Source organism: Catenibacterium sp. AM22-6LB, assembly GCF_003435615.1.
Taxonomy (GTDB): domain Bacteria; phylum Bacillota_I; class Bacilli_A; order Erysipelotrichales; family Coprobacillaceae; genus Catenibacterium; species Catenibacterium mitsuoka_A.
Genome location: NZ_QTUM01000048.1, coordinates 1 through 18,726 on the forward strand (window position 1 = coordinate 1; position 18,726 = coordinate 18,726).

An 18,726-nucleotide genomic window follows, 5' to 3' on the forward strand; every position below is an offset into this window, starting at 1 on the left:
TTGCCCGGTGGTGTGAGAGGACGAAAATAATTTTAATTATTTTCTCCTACTCGATTATATAGGTAACTTCTCAAGTCTAAGTGCTTTTTCTAAACTTGTACTTAGCTTTGATATGCTTGCAGGAAGATTAGAAATATTCCCAATGTTGATGATTTTCTCTAAAACATTATGGAAAAGATAACTTTGAGGGACAAAAAAGTCCCTTTTTTTCTAGCATTTTCTTGTATTGTTTAATGCTATTTTTTTGTTAAGATGATATAATATTTAGCGTTAAATATGAAGAGGAGTAAATAATTTGAAAAAGACACATACAGCGCATCTATCTTTAATAATAGGGACTCTACTGATGCTTTTTGATCAGCTCTTTTGGACATCCCATGCAAAACATATCAATATAAGTAAAGTAGGTACTTTAATGAGTACCATCCAGGTCCAACATATCATCACACTTATAGGGCTAGACCTTGTTATTATATCCTTAGGATATATTTATTCTAAAAAAGAAAATAGTCTTGCAGAAGCACTTAAACTATGGCTTTATACAGTTGTTGTAGGACTCATCTCTACAATCATTTGTTTTTTGCTTACCAAAAAAATAGATACAAATGCAATCTATTCAATCTTCTTACCAATAATTAGAAATGTATCACCTGTAATCACCGGTGTTATTCTCTCTTTGATTTGTTATCCATTTATGAAGAAGGTAAACCAACGCTATTTAAAATGGATTCTTTTAGCGCTTCTTCTCTTACCAACACTAAGTGGTATTGACTCACTAGGATTAAGTGATGGATATAGTATCTCGTTCACATTTATTTTATTTTATCTAGGTGTAATCGAAGCATCAGAAGAAAAACGTTTTTCAATCATTTCTTTAATTCTCCTTTGTTTAATGAATGTGCTATGTGTCACTATGATGCCATTATGTTCTAAGATTGTACATGGAGATATGTCCACTGCATTACGCTTTACTACATCAATTTCATTCTTTGAAGTAATGATTGCTATTTATTTTATTCGTCTTTTAAGAAATATTCCATTCTTTAATAAATGGTCTTTTATTCGCTATATTCCTATTGCTTCTCTTGTCTTAATTGGAGCAGGACGATTAGAAAACATTGTATCCTGGAATGAAGATCTTGTAGGAACATCATTTAATAAACTGTTTAGACAAAGCGAATTAGAAGCTTTACTCATTGTCTTTGTCATCTTCTTAGTCACACTCCTTATTAAACAACTTCCACAGGTTAAAAGAGTAGTTAAATCAATAGAAGAACATTTTAGTGACTTTGAATTAAGTAATCAATGGTTCACTAAAGAAACTCAACTGATTAAGCAGCATTTAAAGAATCATAGAATCAATATCATTATGCTGCTATGTGCTTACATTCTTTCTTTTGCATCATTTATCGCAATGAATACAAGTTATAATATTGAAATCAATGCGATAGAAACATACAATATTTTCTGGTACACACTCTTTGCAAGACAATTCTTTGTCTTGCTTAATACACTCATGCTTGTCTTAGTAGCGCGTTTCCTTATGGCTATTACAAGACGTTATTGGGTATCTGTCTTAGTTACTGGTTTTGCTCAGATTGTTATTACAGCAGCCAATCGCTTAAAGGTTATTTATCGTGAAGAACCAATTATTCCAGGAGATCTTGCAATGATTAAAGCCTGGAAGAGTTTACTTGGAATGATGGGTAAAAATATCATTATTGCAAGTGTTGCATTAGTCGTTTTAGTCGTTATTTTGATTATTTATTTAGAAAAGAAGTATCCTTATGCTATTCATATGTCTCTTAAAAAGAGTATCATCTGGGTACTTGTAACCTCTATATTCTTTAGTGGTACACTTCTTTTTAATCATGGTGGTTCTTATGTTAATGCATTAATGCGTGATCTAGGAGATCAGCCTTATTTCTTTAATCAGCTATTTGGTGCAAAGGTCAATGGTCCTCTCTTACAGTTCCTCAATAATATTGATGTTTCTGTTATGGATGAACCAGAAAACTATAGTAAAGAAACAATGACACAACTCTATAAGAAATATGCACAAGAATCTGCAAGAATTAATAGGAGAAGAAGAAATAATTGGGATGATCAGATAGTAATTATGGGCTTATCTGAAAGTTTTGCAGATCCATATCGTATCCCTGAACTTACTCTTGCAAATGACCCTATTCCTTATATTAGAAGTTTAATGAAAACAACGACTTCAGGACTTATGTATAGTACAGGTTATGGAGGAGGAACAGCTAATATGGAATATATGGCTTTAACTGGTTTAAACCAAGGGTTCTTCTCTGCTGCTTTAACACCTTATACGCAGCTTGTCCCAACACAAAATCAAGCCTATGCTTTTTCTCGTCTATTTAATCAGGCGGTTGCGATTCATCCATATATTGGTGTTTATTATAGTCGTCAAACAGTTTATCAAAATTTTGGCTTTAATAAGTTTATGTATTTAGGGTCTAAATATCCAATCAAGCATCAATCTTCTATTGATCGCAGTGCTTATTTATCAGATGAAACAGCTTATGCAAATACAATAGATGAAATTTTAGATGCTCAAGGTAGTAAATTCATTAACCTTGTCACTATGCAGAACCATTTACCATATGACAACAATTACTATGATAGTAAAGAAAAATATGCAGTAAGTGGTAATGCAGTCACTAATGATTATGTTAGAGGAATGGTAGAAGAATATGTGATGGGACTTCATCATACAGATGAAGCAGTGAAGAACTTTATTGAAAAGATAGATAGTATTAATAAACCTATCACATTTGTCTTCTATGGTGATCATTTACCTGGCATTTATTGGGATACAAACAATAATAATATTCTTCATCAGACAGATTATTTTATCTATTCTAATAAATATGCAAGAAGACATCTTGGTAGAAGAATTTATAAACAATATGATCTTGTAGCACCTACTGATTTTATGTCACTTGTACAAAAACAAACCTTAACTAAAACAACACCTTATAGTGCATTATTAGAAAAGGTTCTAGATGAATTACCTGTTATAACTACAAAAGCCGCAGCAGGTTCTAAAGAAGAATCTGATGCAGCTATGATTAATGATAATGGAGAATTGATCAAATATGACGATCTCTCATCATCACAAAAAGAGTTATATAATGACTATAAGCTTGTCCAATATGATATGACAGCAGGAAATAATTACCTTGAGAATATGAATTTCACTCGATGAGGCATTTCACTATGCCTCTTTTATTTTGATATTTAATAAGTGTATAAAAGCAGATGCTTGCATTTCATCAATGATAGCACCACTCACATCCTGAGGAGTTGCTTCAATTGCTTCTATAATACATGTAGATAAATCTACATTTTTAAGTGGCGCATGAAGAAATGATGTTTGAATCATTCTGCATTCTTTATATTTTGTCTTATTCAGCGTAGTATCTTGAAATATAGCCTGACTCAAATCACATTGATTAAACAGTGTCTCCTTATTTTTCATAAAAGAGAAATTTGCGAAATGACATAAACAATTATTGAAGATCACCTGATCAAAGCTAGATTCAGAAAAATCACTTCCTAATAATTTGCAATTATTGAACTGCACCTGTCTAAACATGCAATTATCAAATTTGATATTCGATAAATCACATTGATTAAACACTGTCTGATAGAAATAACAATTCTCAAACACAATATCCTGTGTTGTAATATTGTTGAAATGACATTGATGGAAATCACTCTGTCGGTATGTCTCTTCTATCAGCCAATCATTCTCATATGTTTGATTTATTAACTTATTTTCATTAAAATCCATTTCCTTCACCTCATCTCTATTATATCGTTATTGAAAAAAAGTGTCGATATGATAAAATACTTGTACGAGGTAAGACTATGAGACAAAAAAAAATGGCTTTAATCAATGACATAACAGGCTTTGGAAGATGTTCTATTGCGGTTATGGCACCAATTATATCAACTATGCGTATTCAGGCTGTACCAGTACCTACAGCTATATTATCAACCCATACGCAGTTTCCTGTATATCACTTTGATGACTATACTAAACATATGCCTGAATATATTCAGACATATAAGGATTTGAAACTAGAATTTGATGGCATTGCGACTGGTTTTCTAGGTTCAAAGGAGCAGGTAGAAATCGTTATTGATTTCATTCAATCCTTTAAACGTAAAGAAACATTCGTATTAGTAGATCCAGTTATGGGAGACCATGGACATTTATATGCGACATATAGTAAAGAAATGGCAGAGAGTATGAAGAACCTTGTTCATTATGCAGATATTCTCACACCAAACCTAACAGAAATCGTGACACTACTTGATCGTAACTATCCTGAAGTCATTCCTTCTAAAGAAGAACTAGGTCAAATGTGTTATGAACTTTCTTTAAAAGGACCACAGATGATTGTAGTAACAGGAATACCAATAGATGCCTCACATATTATGAATTTCATTTATGATCATGGTAAAACGTCAAGTATTATTGTGGATCGTATTGGACCAGATCGTAGTGGGACAGGGGATGTCGTATCAAGTGTTATTGCAGGAGGCTATTTAAATAATCATTCTTTTTATGAATGTGTCAAAAAAGCAACTGAATTCTCGTCTCAATGTATCGCCTATAGTGAAGAAATAGGCACACCAACTTATTATGGCTTATGCTTTGAACAATATTTAAGTGAATTAGGAGATTTCTAACATGACTATTTTATATACACTTTATAAAAATACTTATATTGATCTTTCACATTTAGACTCTACTAAAGGAGTTACATGCTATGTGAATACAACAAATCGTTGTCCATGTGCATGTACATTCTGTTTAAGACAAACTAAAGAGATGATGGAAAATAACTCTTTATGGTTAAAAGAAGAACCTTCTAAAGAAATGATTATTGAAGAGTTTAAGAAATACAATCTCAATGATTTTAAAGAAATCGTCTTTTGTGGATTTGGTGAACCAATGGAAAGATGGGATGATATCAAAGAAGTCATTGATTATATCCGTTCTGTTAAGAAGGATATGAAGATTCGTATTAATACGAATGGTTTAGCTAATGATATTTATGGTAGAGATGTCACTCCAGAATACAAAGGACGTTTTGATACAGTCTCTATCTCATTAAATGCCCCTACAAAAGAAGAATTTCTAGAATTGACACGTTCTAAGTTTGGTATTTCTTCTTTTGATGATATGCTTGATTTCGCAAAGAAATGTAAGGCTTATGTACCAAATGTTGTATTAACTGTTGTTGATATTATTGGTGAAGAAAAGATTGAATCATGTCAGAAAATTACAGATGAAATAGGTGTTACTTTAAGAGTAAGACCTTTTGAGGAGTAAATATGCAATATATGACAAGTGAAGAGCGTTTAATCGCTCTAGATAAGATGACAAATACAAGAGATCTAGGTGGATATGAAACACAGGAAGGCTATTATACAAAAAGCCATCATTATATCCGTGCATCTTCACCCGCTAATGCAACTGAAGGAGATCTAGAAAAGCTTTATGATTATGGTGTGCGTGTGACTATTGATTTACGTTCTGATTTTGAAAAAGAAGCACAGCCAACACCATTTAAAGACTATCGTGATGTAGAAAACATTGAAATCAATTTAATGGATGATGCAGTCGTTAAGGTCGTACCAAGTGAAGTAAAAGAATATAAAGATCTTGGCGGTGTTTATATTTATATGTTAGAAGCACATCAGAAGCAGATCAAAGCTGTCTTTGATGTCTTTAAGGATCATTTATATGAAGGTGTTTTATTCCATTGTAGTGCTGGTAAAGACCGTACAGGTATTATTGCGGCATTATTACTAGAACTTGCAGGATGTTACGATCATGATATCGTTAAGGACTATAGTGAATCTTATGCCAATAACCATGAAATCATAGAAGCACTTAAAGAAATGATGGATGAAGATACAGAAAACTTCCTTACATCTTCACCACGTTATATGATGATCTTCTTAGATTATCTAAGAGAACACTATGGCAGTGCCAAAGCTTATTTATACCATATCGGTATGTCTGAAGAAGATATTGAAGATATTAAACAATCTTTTATCATTTAATGAGAAAAAACACTTCTTATAAGGTATATACCTATAGGAGGTGTTTTTTTATGAACAAGAAAGAAAAAATCAGAATCATTAGATTATTACTTAAACAATATGAGAAAGATAAAAATATACTTAATTCATTAAACCAGGCAAACTTATATCCTTCAATTAACTATGAAGATTACTATCAAACTTCATCGTCCTCTAAAGAAGACTATTTACTTCATAGAATACAATTAAAACAGGAACTCACTAAACGAATTATATTTATTGAAAAATCTCAATCTATTATTGGTGATGAGTATTACCATATTATACTAGAAGACTATTTCTATGAACATAAACATTGGTGGAAGACATATTATTCCCGTGCTACTTATTATCGCCGACAAGAAGCAGCTATTAATGCATTTTTTGATTATGTGACAAGTATATTGTAATTGTGGGGAAAATTGCGTTATAATTAGTGTTGTGAGGTGAACAACATGAATTATTTCGATAAAATCAAAGAAGCTTTAAGCAGTAAATTAAAAGGCCAGGAACTTACATTAGATTCTAACCTAAGAGATTTAGGTATTGATTCTCTTGATGTTGTAGATTTAATTATGGACTTAGAAGAAGAATTAGGAATTGAATTCTCTGATGAGGAATTAATGTCTATTCATACAATGAAAGATGTATGTGATTTAATCGATAAAAAGAAGGCATAAGAAAAATCCAGACAAATAATGTCTGGATTTTTTTAAGCTTTGTTTTTAAATAGTTTACGAATAATCTTATCTACATAAGGCACACCACTCAACATTTCTAAATGATCCTTGAAGATAAATAGAATACTGAAGAAGTAGACAACTACACCTACTATTATTGCAAGAATAAGTGGAATAAAGACACGGTGGAATACCTTGAAAAGTAGATAATATGAACCATAGGCACATGCACCCATTAAAATAGAAGCAACTAATGGTAATAAGACAGCTGTTTTAAAATTAACATGATAACCTACTAATCTATTTAAAGCATATTGGTTACTTATACACATTTGTAAAGCATAAAGCATAGTTCCAATAACAAGTAAATAAATACCTACATCTAGGAATTGTGATGGTACTAATACAAGCATTAATACTAAAATCACAACATGAACAACTAAAGCTTTAGCTGCGTTTCTTAAAGGGACTTTAACTGCTCCAATTGCCTGTAAGATACCGTTAGATAAAGTAGATAAACCATAAAGGACAATCGCAGGAGCACCTAGAGTCAGTGCAGTAGATGCAATTTTTAAAGTTTTAGGCTGTGGGAAGATTAATCCCATTACAGGATAAGCAAGAACACCCATGCCTACAGCAGCAGGAATTAAAATAAGCATAGTAATAAAAGTACTATTTTTAATATTTGCACGTACTTCTTTTAAATCTTTTAATGCATATGAACTAGAAATAGCTGGAATAGTAGCTGTACTCATAGCACTTGCGAGAGCGACAGGAACATTCATCAACACAACAAATTTACCTGCATAAACACCATAAAGTTTAACAACATCAATCAGTACAACACCACGTGCCTGCATAATACCATAGAAGATAAACATATCGATAGTAGAAACTAAGTTATAGATACATGTAGAAATGATGATTGGTGTGACTATATTTAAAATAGAACGGAAGATGGCTTTGCCTGATTGTACACGAGGATCTGCGTCTGTTTCATCAATCATATGTCTGCCTTTTCTAAGGTAAACACATACCATATAAATAAGAGCAACAAGAACACCAAATCCAGTACCTAAGGCACTTCCTCCGGCACCACGACTTGCTAGTAAAGTATGATTATTTGCATATGGCTGAATAAATAAATAAGCGGCACCAACAGAAACGACAGCATTCAACATTTGTTCAATAATCTGTGAGACTGATGTATAAACAGTTGTAGAATAAGCCTGGAAATAACCTCTTAATACACCTACTAAACCAGATAAGAAAATAGTAGGACATAAAATTCTTAATGCGAATACTGCATTCTCAGTCACAATCCAAGGCGCTAAGATAAATGTAAGCAAGGCAGCAGATCCACCTACGACAACAATATAGATAAGTGCACATTTAAAAATCTTACGGGCATTATTATACTGACGAAGAGCAAGCTTCTCACTGATTAGCTTAGAGATAGCTGTAGGAATACTGTAAGAAGAAATAAGTAATACCATTGCATAGATGTTATATGCTGTAGAGTAATACCCATTCCCTTCATCACCAATTAAAGCGGTTAATGGACTTCTATATAAGACACCGATAATACGAACAAGTATACCAGCGAGTGCAAGGATAGAAGCCTGCTTAACAATCGATTTAGATTTGTTCAAAATATTCACTCCTTAATAAATTCTTTCATTTTTAATTTATATCATTTTTATATGGTTATTACAATATATTCACCAAAACATCTGCTAAGTTTTTATAATAATATTTTTAAAAATCTCCCAGGTTTATATGTTTTATGATATACTTCATAGAGAATAAAAAAATTGGAGGGTAGTTTATGACTAAAAGCAGAGTAATTATTGCACTCGATTTCAAAAACAAAGCTGATGTTCTTGAATTCCTAGATAAATTTGATGAACCGCTCTTTGTGAAGGTAGGTATGGAACTCTTCTATGGAGAAGGACCTGCAATCATTCAGGCTATCAAAGAAAGAGGACATTCAATCTTCTTAGACTTGAAATTACATGATATTCCTCATACAGTAAAGATGGCTATGAAGAATTTAGCACGTCTTGATGTTGATATCGTTAATGTTCATGCTTCAGGCTCTAAGGCTATGATGCAGGCTGCAATTGAAGGTTTAGAAGAAGAAAAGGGCAAGGATCGTCCTTTGTGTATTGCAGTTACATGTCTTACTTCTTTAAGTCAGGAAGTATTAGATGATGAATTAGGTATTCATGAACCTATTCAGGATGTCGCAATCAGATGGGCTAAGAATGCGAAAGAAGCAGGACTTGATGGTGTTGTATGCTCACCATTAGAATCTAAAGGTATTCATGATGCAGTAGGAGCAGATTTCTTAACAGTAACTCCAGGTATCAGACTTGCAAGTGATGCTAAAGATGACCAGAAGCGTGTGACTACACCAGCTATGGCTAAAGATATGACTTCTAGCTATATTGTAGTAGGTCGTACAATTACTAAGGCAGCTGATCCAGTAGCTGCTTATAAAGAAGTATTTAATCAATTTCAAGGAGAATAATAATGAGTAGAGAAGAATTAATTGCGAAAGATTTATTAAGTATCAAGGCTGTATTCTTAAGCCCTGATGAACCATTTACTTGGGCTTCAGGTATTAAATCACCAATCTATTGTGATAATAGATTAACTTTATCTTATCCAAAAGTAAGAAATGATATCGAAAAAGGTTTAGCTGAATTAGTACAGGAAAACTATCCTGATTGTGAAGTATTAATGGGTACTTCAACTGCTGGTATTGCACATGCTGCATTAGTGGCTGATATCTTAAATAAACCAATGGGATATGTACGTGGTTCAAATAAGTCTCATGGACGTCAGAACCGTATTGAAGGTGCTGTAAGAGAAGGTATGAAGGTTGTAGTAGTAGAAGACTTAATTTCCACTGGTGGATCTTCTTTAGAAGTAGTAGATGCATTAAGAGAAGCTGGCTGTGAAGTATTAGGACTAGTTGCTATCTTCACTTATGGTTTAAAGGATTCTATCAAGAACTTCGCAGATAAGGATTGTCATTTCGTAACTTTATCTAACTATGATGCTCTTCTTCCTGTTGCTGTAGAACATAACTACATTAAAGAAGAAGCATTAGAAAAGCTTAAAGCATGGAAAGTTGATCCACATGATGAAAGCTGGATGACTAAATAATTCATCTAGGAGGGGATATCCCTCCTTTTTTTTTACGTATAAATAAAGTATAATAAAAAAGGCTAATATTGCTTTTTGAAGTATAATGCTGTATAAATATTAAGATAGATTATTAAGGAGGATCCAACGTGTTAGAGGCTGTAAAATATGTAATCAAAGAAAACAGCGAGAACTTATTTCGTATTTATTCTATTTCGAAATATGAAGTACTAGCTGACATGCGTGATTCAAAGTTAGGTTTATTCTGGAACTTTGCGAATCCAATTATTCAAGTATTAACATATTGGTTTGTATTTGGATTAGTATTAAATCGTAAGTCAGTAGATGGTATTGAATATATCTGGTGGATGCTTGGAGGTATGGTTGTATGGTTCTTTATTTCTCCATGTATTACTGCAGGATGTAATGCTATCTTCTCTAAAATAAATATTATTACTAAAATGAAATTCCCAGTCAGTGTCCTTCCAGCAACAGTGGTATTATCTAAACTATTTGACCACTTCTGCTTGATGTGTATATTGACAATACTATTCTGTTTTGCTGGTTATTATCCATCATTACATTGGATAGGACTTATTTATTATTGTTTCTGTGGTGTTGTCTTCTCTATTTCTTTATCAATGACAACATCTGTTCTCAATATGCTTGCACGTGATACAAGAAAGTTAGTGCTTGCTATTATGCGTTTATTATTATACATGACTCCAATCCTATGGAATGTAAAGAGCCTTCCATCTATTCTACAGAGAATCATGTTAACTAACCCTATTTATTATATTGTTCAGGGCTATCGTGACTGTTTCTTCTATCATCGTGGAATTATGTATTATAAATATTCTGCTTTCTGTTTCTGGGCTATTACGGTTTTCTTATTTATATTTGGAAGCTGTATTATGTATAAATTCAAATCTAAGTTTGTAGACTTTATTTAGGAGGGATTATGGATTCAAATATCGCAATTGAAGCACGTCATGCTTCTAAAATATATGAACTAAGATCTAAAGAGAAAAAAAGCGATGTCAAGTTTTATGCCCTCAAGGATTTAAACTTTGAAATCAAGAAAGGACAGGTTGTAGGTATTCTAGGAACAAATGGTTCTGGTAAATCAACTATGTCCATCATTCTTGCAGGAATCTGTGATCCTGATGAAGGTGAAATCATTGTAAATGGGACACAGGCTTTGATTGCTATTAATACTGGATTAAATGCACAGTTGACAGGACTGGAGAATATTGAATTAAAAGGTGCTTTATTAGGTCTTTCTAAAAAGCGTATTGAAGAGATTAAAGAAGGTGTTATTAATTTCGCAGAAATTGGTGATTTCCTCTACCAGCCTGTAAAGAAATATTCATCAGGTATGAAATCAAGACTTGGTTTCTCAATTAACCTTTGTCTTGATCCAGATATCATGATTGTCGATGAAGCATTAAGTGTCGGTGATAAAGGTTTTGCTGAAAAATGTCTGAATAAGATGACTGAATTAAAAGAACAAGGTAAAACAATTATCTTTATTTCACATAACTTAAGACAGGTAAGATCATTTTGTGATAGTGCTATGTGGATTGAAGGTGGTATGCTTCGTGAATATGGAGATATTGATGAAGTATGTGATCATTATGCTGACTATGTAGAGTACTACAATCATTTATCCGCAAAAGAGAAAAGGAAAGTACGTGATGAGAAATTCGCAAAGCGTGTGATTCCTAATTCTCATCGTACACTAGGTGATAAGCTCTTTGCTGCTATTAAGACTAGATAAACAAAGGGCAGGGGAACCTGCCCTTTTAAATAGAGAAAGGAAGTAAAGTTATGAAATTATCAATTATCATACCATTTAATCGTTATATACATTATTTATATGACTGTTTAGAAAGCATCAAGAATCAGAATTTGACTGATTATGAAGTCCTTTTAGTAGTAGATGCTATTGAATATGTAAAGGATAAGATCCACAAATATGATTTACCTATTACTCTTATTGAATCTGGTGAAGCAACAGTAGGTAAAAAGAGAAATATGGGTCTTAATCTTGCTAAGGGAGATTATGTTTATTTCTTAGATAGTGACGACTATGTATTGCCTAACTGTCTAAATGCTTTAATGGAAGAAGCAAAAAAATCTAATAATCAAGTTGTTGCTGGTAAAAGAATGGTTTCATGGTTCAAGAAAAAGGTTTATGAAACAATGAGCGATGAAACAAATATCGAAAGAAACTTAAAGGATAAAGATCATGATCGTCTTGAAAAAGTGGAAAGAAAACAAGAAGAACATGTTTATGACAGTGAACCAGAACAGTTTAAGATTGATCTTCTTATTCGTACAAGACATGCATTAAGAAATGTATCATGCTTAAATCTTCTTATTAAACGTTCACTTATTGAAGAGAATCATATTTCTTTTAAAGAAGAATTCTTCTGGTATACAGATGCACCATTTGTAGTTGAACTATTAAAATATACAAATGATGTTTCTTTTGTGGAAGATGCTATTCTAGTTAAACGTAAACATAATGACCCAATCAATCGTCCTGCTTTATCCCAGATTAAGGATCCTGATGGTCGTTTTGATGAATTTATTGAAGCACATAACTATTGCTTAGAGATTTCTAAGGATTATCCATCTATTCATTATTATATTAATGCGAAGATGGCTAACTACTTTACTAGTTTCTTTGCTAAAAAGGTCAGAAGAAGTGAAGATGATAAATGGAGAACAACACGTTTTGATACAATGGCCAAAGTTCTAACTCGTATTGAACCAGAACTATTAAAGAAATCACTTTATCGTCGCAGTCTTTCTAAAGCATGTATGAATCATGACTTAAAGAAAGCACAAAAAATCATTGCAGCTCACTTAGCTGGTGTTAAAGCCAAGAAAATCTTTAAGAATAAGAATGAAATGAATAAGTACTTATATAGACATAAATATAAGAATGAACCTATTCAGAAAAATCTTATTATGTTTGAAACATTCCGTGGGGCAAGTTATGCAGATTCACCTAAATATATTTATGAATATTTGGCTAAGAACTTCCCTGGACAATATGAATTTGTCTGGGTACTTAATGACACGAAGACAAAACTCCCATATGGTGGAACAGTCGTTAAACGTATGACACGTAAATATGCTTACTATCTTGCTGTATGTAAATACTTCGTATTTAATACAAGACAGCCATTATGGTATCGTAAAAGAGAAGGACAGGTCTTCCTAGAAACATGGCATGGCACACCACTTAAACGTCTAGCCTTTGACCAGGAAGAAGTGACTGCAGCTTCTCCTACATATAAGGCTCAGTTCTATCGTCAGAAACAGGAATGGGATTATCTCATTGCACCTAATGCATTTTCTAGTGAAATATTCAAGAGCTGCTTTATGTATAAGGATGAAGGAGATACGATGTTAGATACAGGTTATCCTAGAAATGACTTACTCTCTGATCCTCATAAAGAAGAAATTGCGAAAGAATTAAAGAAAAAGGTTGGTATACCACTAGACAAGAAAGTTATTCTCTATGCTCCTACATGGAGAGATGATGAATATTATGGCAATGGTGCTTATAAGTTCCAGTTAAAATTGAATCTTGAACAGATGAGAAAAGAATTAGGTGATGAATATGTCATTATCCTAAGAACACATTATTATATTGCGGATGTACTTGATTTAACTGGTTTAGATGGTTTTGCGTTTAATTTAAGTAAGTATGATGATATTACTGAAATCTATTTGATGAGTGATATTCTTATTACTGACTATTCAAGTGTATTCTTTGATTTTGCGAACCTCAAACGTCCAATGTTATTCTATACATATGACTTAGATAAATATCGTGATGTATTAAGAGGCTTCTATATCAATATGGAAGAAGAACTTCCAGGCCCACTTGTATTCACAACAGACGAAGTCATTGACACAATCAAGCATATGGATGAAATCACTGAAAAATATGCAGACCGCTATGTAAAGTTCTATGACAAGTTCTGTGGCTGGGAAGATGGTCATTCTTCGCAGAGAGTTGTTGAAACAGTATTTGAAAAGAATTAGCTTTCCTTTACAGGGAGCTTTTTCTTTGTATCAGTTTGATTGACTAGGACAGTCATTCTCACTATAATAGACCCTAACAAAGGAGAAATCATCATGAAATTTATTAAGAAAATACTAGGTAAAATGATTCGTTTATTATATCGAATTGTTTATCGCTTCATACCGTGTGATGATCATACAATCTTATTTATATCTTTCCATGGTCGTGGCTATACAGATAATCCTAAGGCATTACACCAATATATCAGTGATCATAAAGAATATGCCTCATATCGCTGTATCTATGCAATCAAGCATCATAAAGAAAAGAATCTCACTATTCCTAATGCTAAGATTATAGAATACTTCAGTATTCCTTATTTCTTCTATCTTGCAAGAAGCAAGTATTGGATTTCTAACTGTAAGCTTCCTAAATATGTATTAAAGAAGGATAACCAGGTCTATTTACAAACTTGGCATGGTACACCTTTAAAGAAGCTTGCTCATGATATTGAGGTACCAGAAGGGACAACATTCTATCGTTCTGGCATGTCTATAGAAGAAATGCGAGCAACTTATGATAATGATGTCTCTAAATACAACTATATGATTTCTCCGAGTGCCTTTACAACAGAAGTTTTCCAGACATCTTTTAGAATCAATAAGGAAAGACTGATTGAAACAGGCTACCCGAGAAATGATATATTATCTAACTATACAAAAGAAGATGTAGAAACTATTAAAAATAGAATGCATCTTCCTCACGATAAAAAGATCTTACTCTATGCACCTACATGGCGTGATAACTCATTTAATATGAAGGGTTATACATTCAAATTAGAAGTTAACTTCAAAAAATGGCAGGAAGTATTAGGGGATGAATATATTGTTGTATTTAAACCTCATTATTTGATTGTGAATGATTTTAACTTAGATGAAGTGAAAGACTTCGTTTATTATGTAGATCCTCAGGAAGATATTGCAGACTTATACTTAATTGCAGATGCGTTAGTGACAGATTACTCAAGTGTCTTCTTTGATTATGCAATATTAAAAAGACCAATCTATTTCTATATGTATGATTTAGAAAACTATCGTGATGAATTAAGAGGATTCTATTTAGATATTTATAAAGATCTTCCTGGAGAAGTGGTAGAAAATGAAGATACACTACTTGAGAAGATTCATATACATGATTTTGATTATGACCGTTTAAAAGGCTTCAATGAACGTTTTAATAATCATGAAGACGGACAGGCCAGCAAACGTGTCATTGATATACTATTAGGTGAACAGCATGGGGCTTAAGAAAATTGTATTAAACATCATTCTTTCATTTGTGAACATCTTTGTATCACTTATTCCTATTAAAAAGAATCAAATTGCATTTGTTTCATTAGAAGACAATGTTTTAAGAGATGATTTCTTAGATATCTATAATCATCTTGATGCATCTCATTATTCTATTAAGAAAGTACTCATTCATTATGATAAAAAATCAGTATGGAATGATTTCTTATATCTCCTTAACTGCATTAAACAAATTATTGTGATTAATACATCCCATATCGTACTCATTAATGACAATAACTATGTAGTCTCTCATTATAAGAGACAAGGTGTTAAGGTCATTGAAGTATGGCATGCCACAGGAGCTATTAAGAAGTTTGGAAATGCGATTAAAAGACAATATCCTATTAATAACTATGACTATGTTATTGCGAATAGTGATTATTGGGTAGAACCTTATTCTCTTGCTTTCTCTGTAGATAAAAACAACGTACTTGTAACAGGTATGCCACGTGTCGATCATTTATTTGATGAAACATATAAAGAAGAAGCAAAAAAGAACTTTTATCTCAAGTATCCAAAATTAAAAAATAAGAAGATATTACTTTATGCACCTACATTTAGAGGAAATATTTATAAAGGATTTAAAGCAGTTGATTTTGATTCAAAGAAGCTTATGTCTTTGCTAGATGAAGATACAGTTCTACTTTATAAATATCATCCACTTATGCATAATATTCCGATTGAAGAAAATGAACGTATACTTAATATGAATCATGAGAATACTTACGATTTATTTATTGTAAGTGATGCGCTTATTTCTGATTTTTCTTCTATTATCTTTGATTATTCTATTCTAGATAAGCCGTTGTATTTCTATGTGCCTGATTTAAAGGAATATATGCGTCATTTAGGATGTTTTGTAGACTATAAGAAGGAAATGCCTGGTCCATTATGTTATAATGAAGATGAATTAGTAGATGCAATACATTCTAATAAACATTATGATATTAAAGCATTTAAGAATAAGTTCTTTAAATATCAGGATGGAAAGAATGTAGAACGTATCATCTTATTCATAGAACAATTAATCAAGGAGGATTAATTATGAATACTTCAATGATTAAACAACGTGCAAGAGAAATTGCACGCGTCAACAAAGCAAGTTTATCACGTATCTGCTTGATCATAGGTGTTATTTCAGCATTCCCTAGCTTACTTGATTCAGGTAATGGGGTAATGTATATCATTTATTTGATTGTTTCAGCGTTAATACTGGCAGTAGAACAAGGACATGTTGTTGCAGGGCTTAAAGTTGTTACTGATCGTGAACAAGAATTATCCGATAATGATGGTGTTTATGGTCTAGTTAACTGGATTGAATACGTACCAACTTATCTTGTAAAAGTACTTGTAAACTTCGTTATAATATCCATTTTTGTAGCATTTATTGTGGTATGCTCTCTTGGTTCTTTTGGTGGCTTATTTGCGCTATTAAGTGATCCTTATAGAGTTTCACCTATTACGGGTGTTGTTTCAGGTCTATCAGCACTAAGCGCGATATTATTGTTTGTGTTGCTCTTTGCCTTCGCATTTGTAATGATCTGGGTTAATTTACGTATGTTTGCGATGACATACCTACATCAGGAATATGGTATTAAAGGCTTTGGGGCGCTTAAGGAATCATTCACATTAATGAAAGGTCATTGCGCGGATTTATTATTAATCAATCTTTCATTTATTGGATGGATTCTTCTATGTGCCATCATTAGTGGTATGATTGGTGGCGTATTTGGTGATAATGGTATTGCAGGATTGATTGGTTCAATTTTAAGCGCAGCAGTAGCGGCTTATACATATCAGCCTGCTTATATTACTGTACAGGCATTATTTTATAAAGAAATTGCTTATAAGTTCTATGATGAAGGGAGAATCTAATGAGACAAAAAATTGATCGTTTTACTAGAAGACTTTCAGGTCAGGAATTAGTACTTGGATGTCTGATTCTACTTCCTTTATTCTTTTATTGTAATAGTTATATTGGTAGTGCGATTGTAAAGTGGACAATCTTAACATTTAACCTTTCAATCACTTCAATAAATGCGAATATTTGGTTGAATTTTGTGGTAGATTTGATTACTGCACTTGTTGCAGTAATCATCTTAAGAAAGTTCATCAAACGTCAATGGAAGGATTTCATGAATAATAAGCTATCTATTATTGTTGCAGGATGTTTTCTAGGATTCTTCCTTAATATATGTGCTAATGCGATTGGAAGCAGTATAGTTAAACTGTTTGTGGATCAATCATCAAGTGTGAATCAGCAGCAGGTAGAATCACTCACTAAAAGTATTCCTGCTATCATGTTCTTTGTGACAGGTTTCTTAGCACCAATAGGAGAAGAATTAATTTTCAGAGGTGTTGTTTTTACTGGTTTACGTAAATATAACAGATTCTTAGCTTATGTGGTCTCTGCCTTCTTATTTGGCTTTATTCATGTTATGAATTCAGTCTTTGCAGGTAATATCTTTGAAATGGTACAGATGATACCATATGCTTTCTCAGGACTCGTCTTTGCGTATATTTATGAAAGTACAGATAATATCTGGGCTTCTATTCTTACACATATGACAAACAACATATTTGCGTTATTAGTCATCTTATTCTAAACAAAAATGCCAGACAATGTCTGGCATTTAAAGTATATATAAATAAAAAACACTTTCGAAGAAGTGTTAAATTACAAATGGCGGTCTGGACGGGGCTCGAACCCGCGACCTCCGCCGTGACAGGGCGGCATTCTAAACCAACTGAACTACCAGACCATTTGCAATGGCGCAGACAGAGGGATTTGAACCCTCGCGCAGGTTACCCCACCTACTCCCTTAGCAGGGGAGCCTCTTCAGCCTCTTGAGTATGTCTGCATCGGACTGCCTACTTAATATACCATATAGATTTAGGGTATGCAAGCACTTTTTGCATAAAAATCATAAATCTAAAGTGAAAAGTTAAATTCCACTTTAGGCATTATGAATTCATTATGATTTAATATGAATTCATCATCAAAATATGTGCATTATATACAAAAGCACTATTCATTTTCCAAAAAAATTATAATAAGATTAGAAATATAAATATGATTGATTAATAATAAAAGCACATTTAAAAGAGAGAAAGTATAAAGCATTTTTTCAATCATAATAAATTTATTAAATAATTTCGCTTTTTTAAGTAAATTGTTGCTTTACGTTAACTTATTCAAAAAAATCCCATAACAATACTTGTAATATGCTTCCTTAATTGAAGTGGGCATAGGTATAGCTCTTATCATTTTGATACTGAAGATATCTGTGTCCACAATCATTCTAAGAATCACAGATGCCATTTCTCTTCAATGTTTACTTTTCCAGTTTCATATGAAGTAGAAAATCTGATG

Annotated in this window: 17 protein-coding genes and 2 tRNA genes; 15 read left to right on the plus strand and 4 right to left on the minus strand. The window is 32.5% G+C overall.

The features are described 5' to 3' along the window. Positions 1–295: 295 nt before the first annotated feature. Positions 296–3,229, plus strand: a complete 2,934-nt coding sequence (locus tag DW269_RS09590) for an LTA synthase family protein (protein ID WP_147321693.1) — start codon at positions 296–298, stop codon at positions 3,227–3,229. A gap of 9 nt (positions 3,230–3,238) precedes the next feature. On the opposite strand, the gene DW269_RS09595 is transcribed toward DW269_RS09590, so the two are convergent. Then, a complete protein-coding gene (locus DW269_RS09595; RefSeq protein WP_117459554.1) occupies positions 3,239–3,817 on the minus strand; it encodes a pentapeptide repeat-containing protein in 579 nt (192 codons plus the stop codon). A 77-nt stretch (positions 3,818–3,894) separates the two neighbouring features. Between DW269_RS09595 and DW269_RS09600 the strand changes: the two genes are divergently transcribed. Genes DW269_RS09600 through DW269_RS09620 form a run of 5 tightly spaced genes read left to right on the plus strand, consistent with a single transcriptional unit; the run spans position 3,895 to position 6,803 of the window. Continuing rightward, entirely contained in the window at positions 3,895–4,722 is an 828-nt protein-coding gene (locus DW269_RS09600; protein WP_117459555.1) for a pyridoxamine kinase, read from the plus strand. A gap of 1 nt (position 4,723) precedes the next feature. Next, a complete protein-coding gene (locus DW269_RS09605) occupies positions 4,724–5,368 on the plus strand; it encodes a TatD family nuclease-associated radical SAM protein (protein ID WP_117459556.1) in 645 nt (214 codons plus the stop codon). 2 nt (positions 5,369–5,370) lie between these two features. After that, the gene (locus DW269_RS09610) at positions 5,371–6,105 is read left to right on the plus strand and encodes a tyrosine-protein phosphatase (protein WP_117459557.1); all 735 of its coding nucleotides are present in this window, start codon (positions 5,371–5,373) and stop codon (positions 6,103–6,105) included. 50 nt (positions 6,106–6,155) lie between these two features. Then, complete coding sequence (locus DW269_RS09615; protein ID WP_022424220.1) at positions 6,156–6,533, plus strand: MG284/MPN403 family protein; 378 nt, start codon at positions 6,156–6,158, stop codon at positions 6,531–6,533. 45 nt (positions 6,534–6,578) lie between these two features. Next, entirely contained in the window at positions 6,579–6,803 is a 225-nt protein-coding gene (locus DW269_RS09620) for an acyl carrier protein (RefSeq protein WP_022424221.1), read from the plus strand. A gap of 32 nt (positions 6,804–6,835) precedes the next feature. On the opposite strand, the gene DW269_RS09625 is transcribed toward DW269_RS09620, so the two are convergent. Next, the gene (locus tag DW269_RS09625) at positions 6,836–8,464 is read right to left on the minus strand and encodes a polysaccharide biosynthesis protein (RefSeq protein ID WP_199410057.1); all 1,629 of its coding nucleotides are present in this window, start codon (positions 8,462–8,464) and stop codon (positions 6,836–6,838) included. 167 nt (positions 8,465–8,631) lie between these two features. On the opposite strand from DW269_RS09625, the gene pyrF reads away from it, so the two are divergent. The 9 genes from pyrF to DW269_RS09670 all read left to right on the plus strand — a co-directional run bounded on the left by pyrF (position 8,632) and on the right by DW269_RS09670 (position 17,959). Then, on the plus strand, positions 8,632–9,336 hold the full coding sequence (pyrF, locus tag DW269_RS09630) for an orotidine-5'-phosphate decarboxylase (RefSeq protein ID WP_117459559.1): 705 nt from the start codon (positions 8,632–8,634) through the stop codon (positions 9,334–9,336). Positions 9,337–9,338: 2 nt separating this feature from the next. Continuing rightward, on the plus strand, positions 9,339–9,977 hold the full coding sequence (gene pyrE / locus DW269_RS09635; protein ID WP_117459560.1) for an orotate phosphoribosyltransferase: 639 nt from the start codon (positions 9,339–9,341) through the stop codon (positions 9,975–9,977). Positions 9,978–10,105: 128 nt separating this feature from the next. Continuing rightward, positions 10,106–10,909, plus strand: a complete 804-nt coding sequence (locus DW269_RS09640; protein WP_117459561.1) for an ABC transporter permease — start codon at positions 10,106–10,108, stop codon at positions 10,907–10,909. Positions 10,910–10,917: 8 nt separating this feature from the next. Then, positions 10,918–11,736 (plus strand): ABC transporter ATP-binding protein, encoded by an 819-nt coding sequence (locus DW269_RS09645; RefSeq protein WP_022424226.1) that lies wholly within the window; start codon positions 10,918–10,920, stop codon positions 11,734–11,736. Positions 11,737–11,786: 50 nt separating this feature from the next. After that, on the plus strand, positions 11,787–14,021 hold the full coding sequence (locus DW269_RS09650) for a CDP-glycerol:glycerophosphate glycerophosphotransferase (RefSeq protein ID WP_117459562.1): 2,235 nt from the start codon (positions 11,787–11,789) through the stop codon (positions 14,019–14,021). A gap of 93 nt (positions 14,022–14,114) precedes the next feature. After that, on the plus strand, positions 14,115–15,308 hold the full coding sequence (locus tag DW269_RS09655) for a CDP-glycerol glycerophosphotransferase family protein (protein WP_117459563.1): 1,194 nt from the start codon (positions 14,115–14,117) through the stop codon (positions 15,306–15,308). Beyond that, positions 15,298–16,395 carry a CDP-glycerol glycerophosphotransferase family protein gene (locus tag DW269_RS09660; protein WP_117459564.1) on the plus strand — a complete coding sequence of 366 codons (1,098 nt, stop codon included), beginning with the start codon at positions 15,298–15,300 and terminating at the stop codon, positions 16,393–16,395. Before DW269_RS09655 ends, DW269_RS09660 begins: the two co-directional genes overlap by 11 nt. A 2-nt stretch (positions 16,396–16,397) precedes the next feature. Then, a complete protein-coding gene (locus DW269_RS09665) occupies positions 16,398–17,228 on the plus strand; it encodes a DUF975 family protein (RefSeq protein WP_117459565.1) in 831 nt (276 codons plus the stop codon). Next, complete coding sequence (locus DW269_RS09670; protein WP_117459566.1) at positions 17,228–17,959, plus strand: CPBP family intramembrane glutamic endopeptidase; 732 nt, start codon at positions 17,228–17,230, stop codon at positions 17,957–17,959. Before DW269_RS09665 ends, DW269_RS09670 begins: the two co-directional genes overlap by 1 nt. A gap of 78 nt (positions 17,960–18,037) precedes the next feature. Here the strand turns inward: DW269_RS09670 and DW269_RS09675 are convergent. Further along, a tRNA-Asp gene (locus DW269_RS09675) sits at positions 18,038–18,115 on the minus strand. An 8-nt stretch (positions 18,116–18,123) separates the two neighbouring features. Next, positions 18,124–18,214 (minus strand) — tRNA-Ser (locus DW269_RS09680). Between the last annotated feature and the right edge of the window lie 512 nt (positions 18,215–18,726).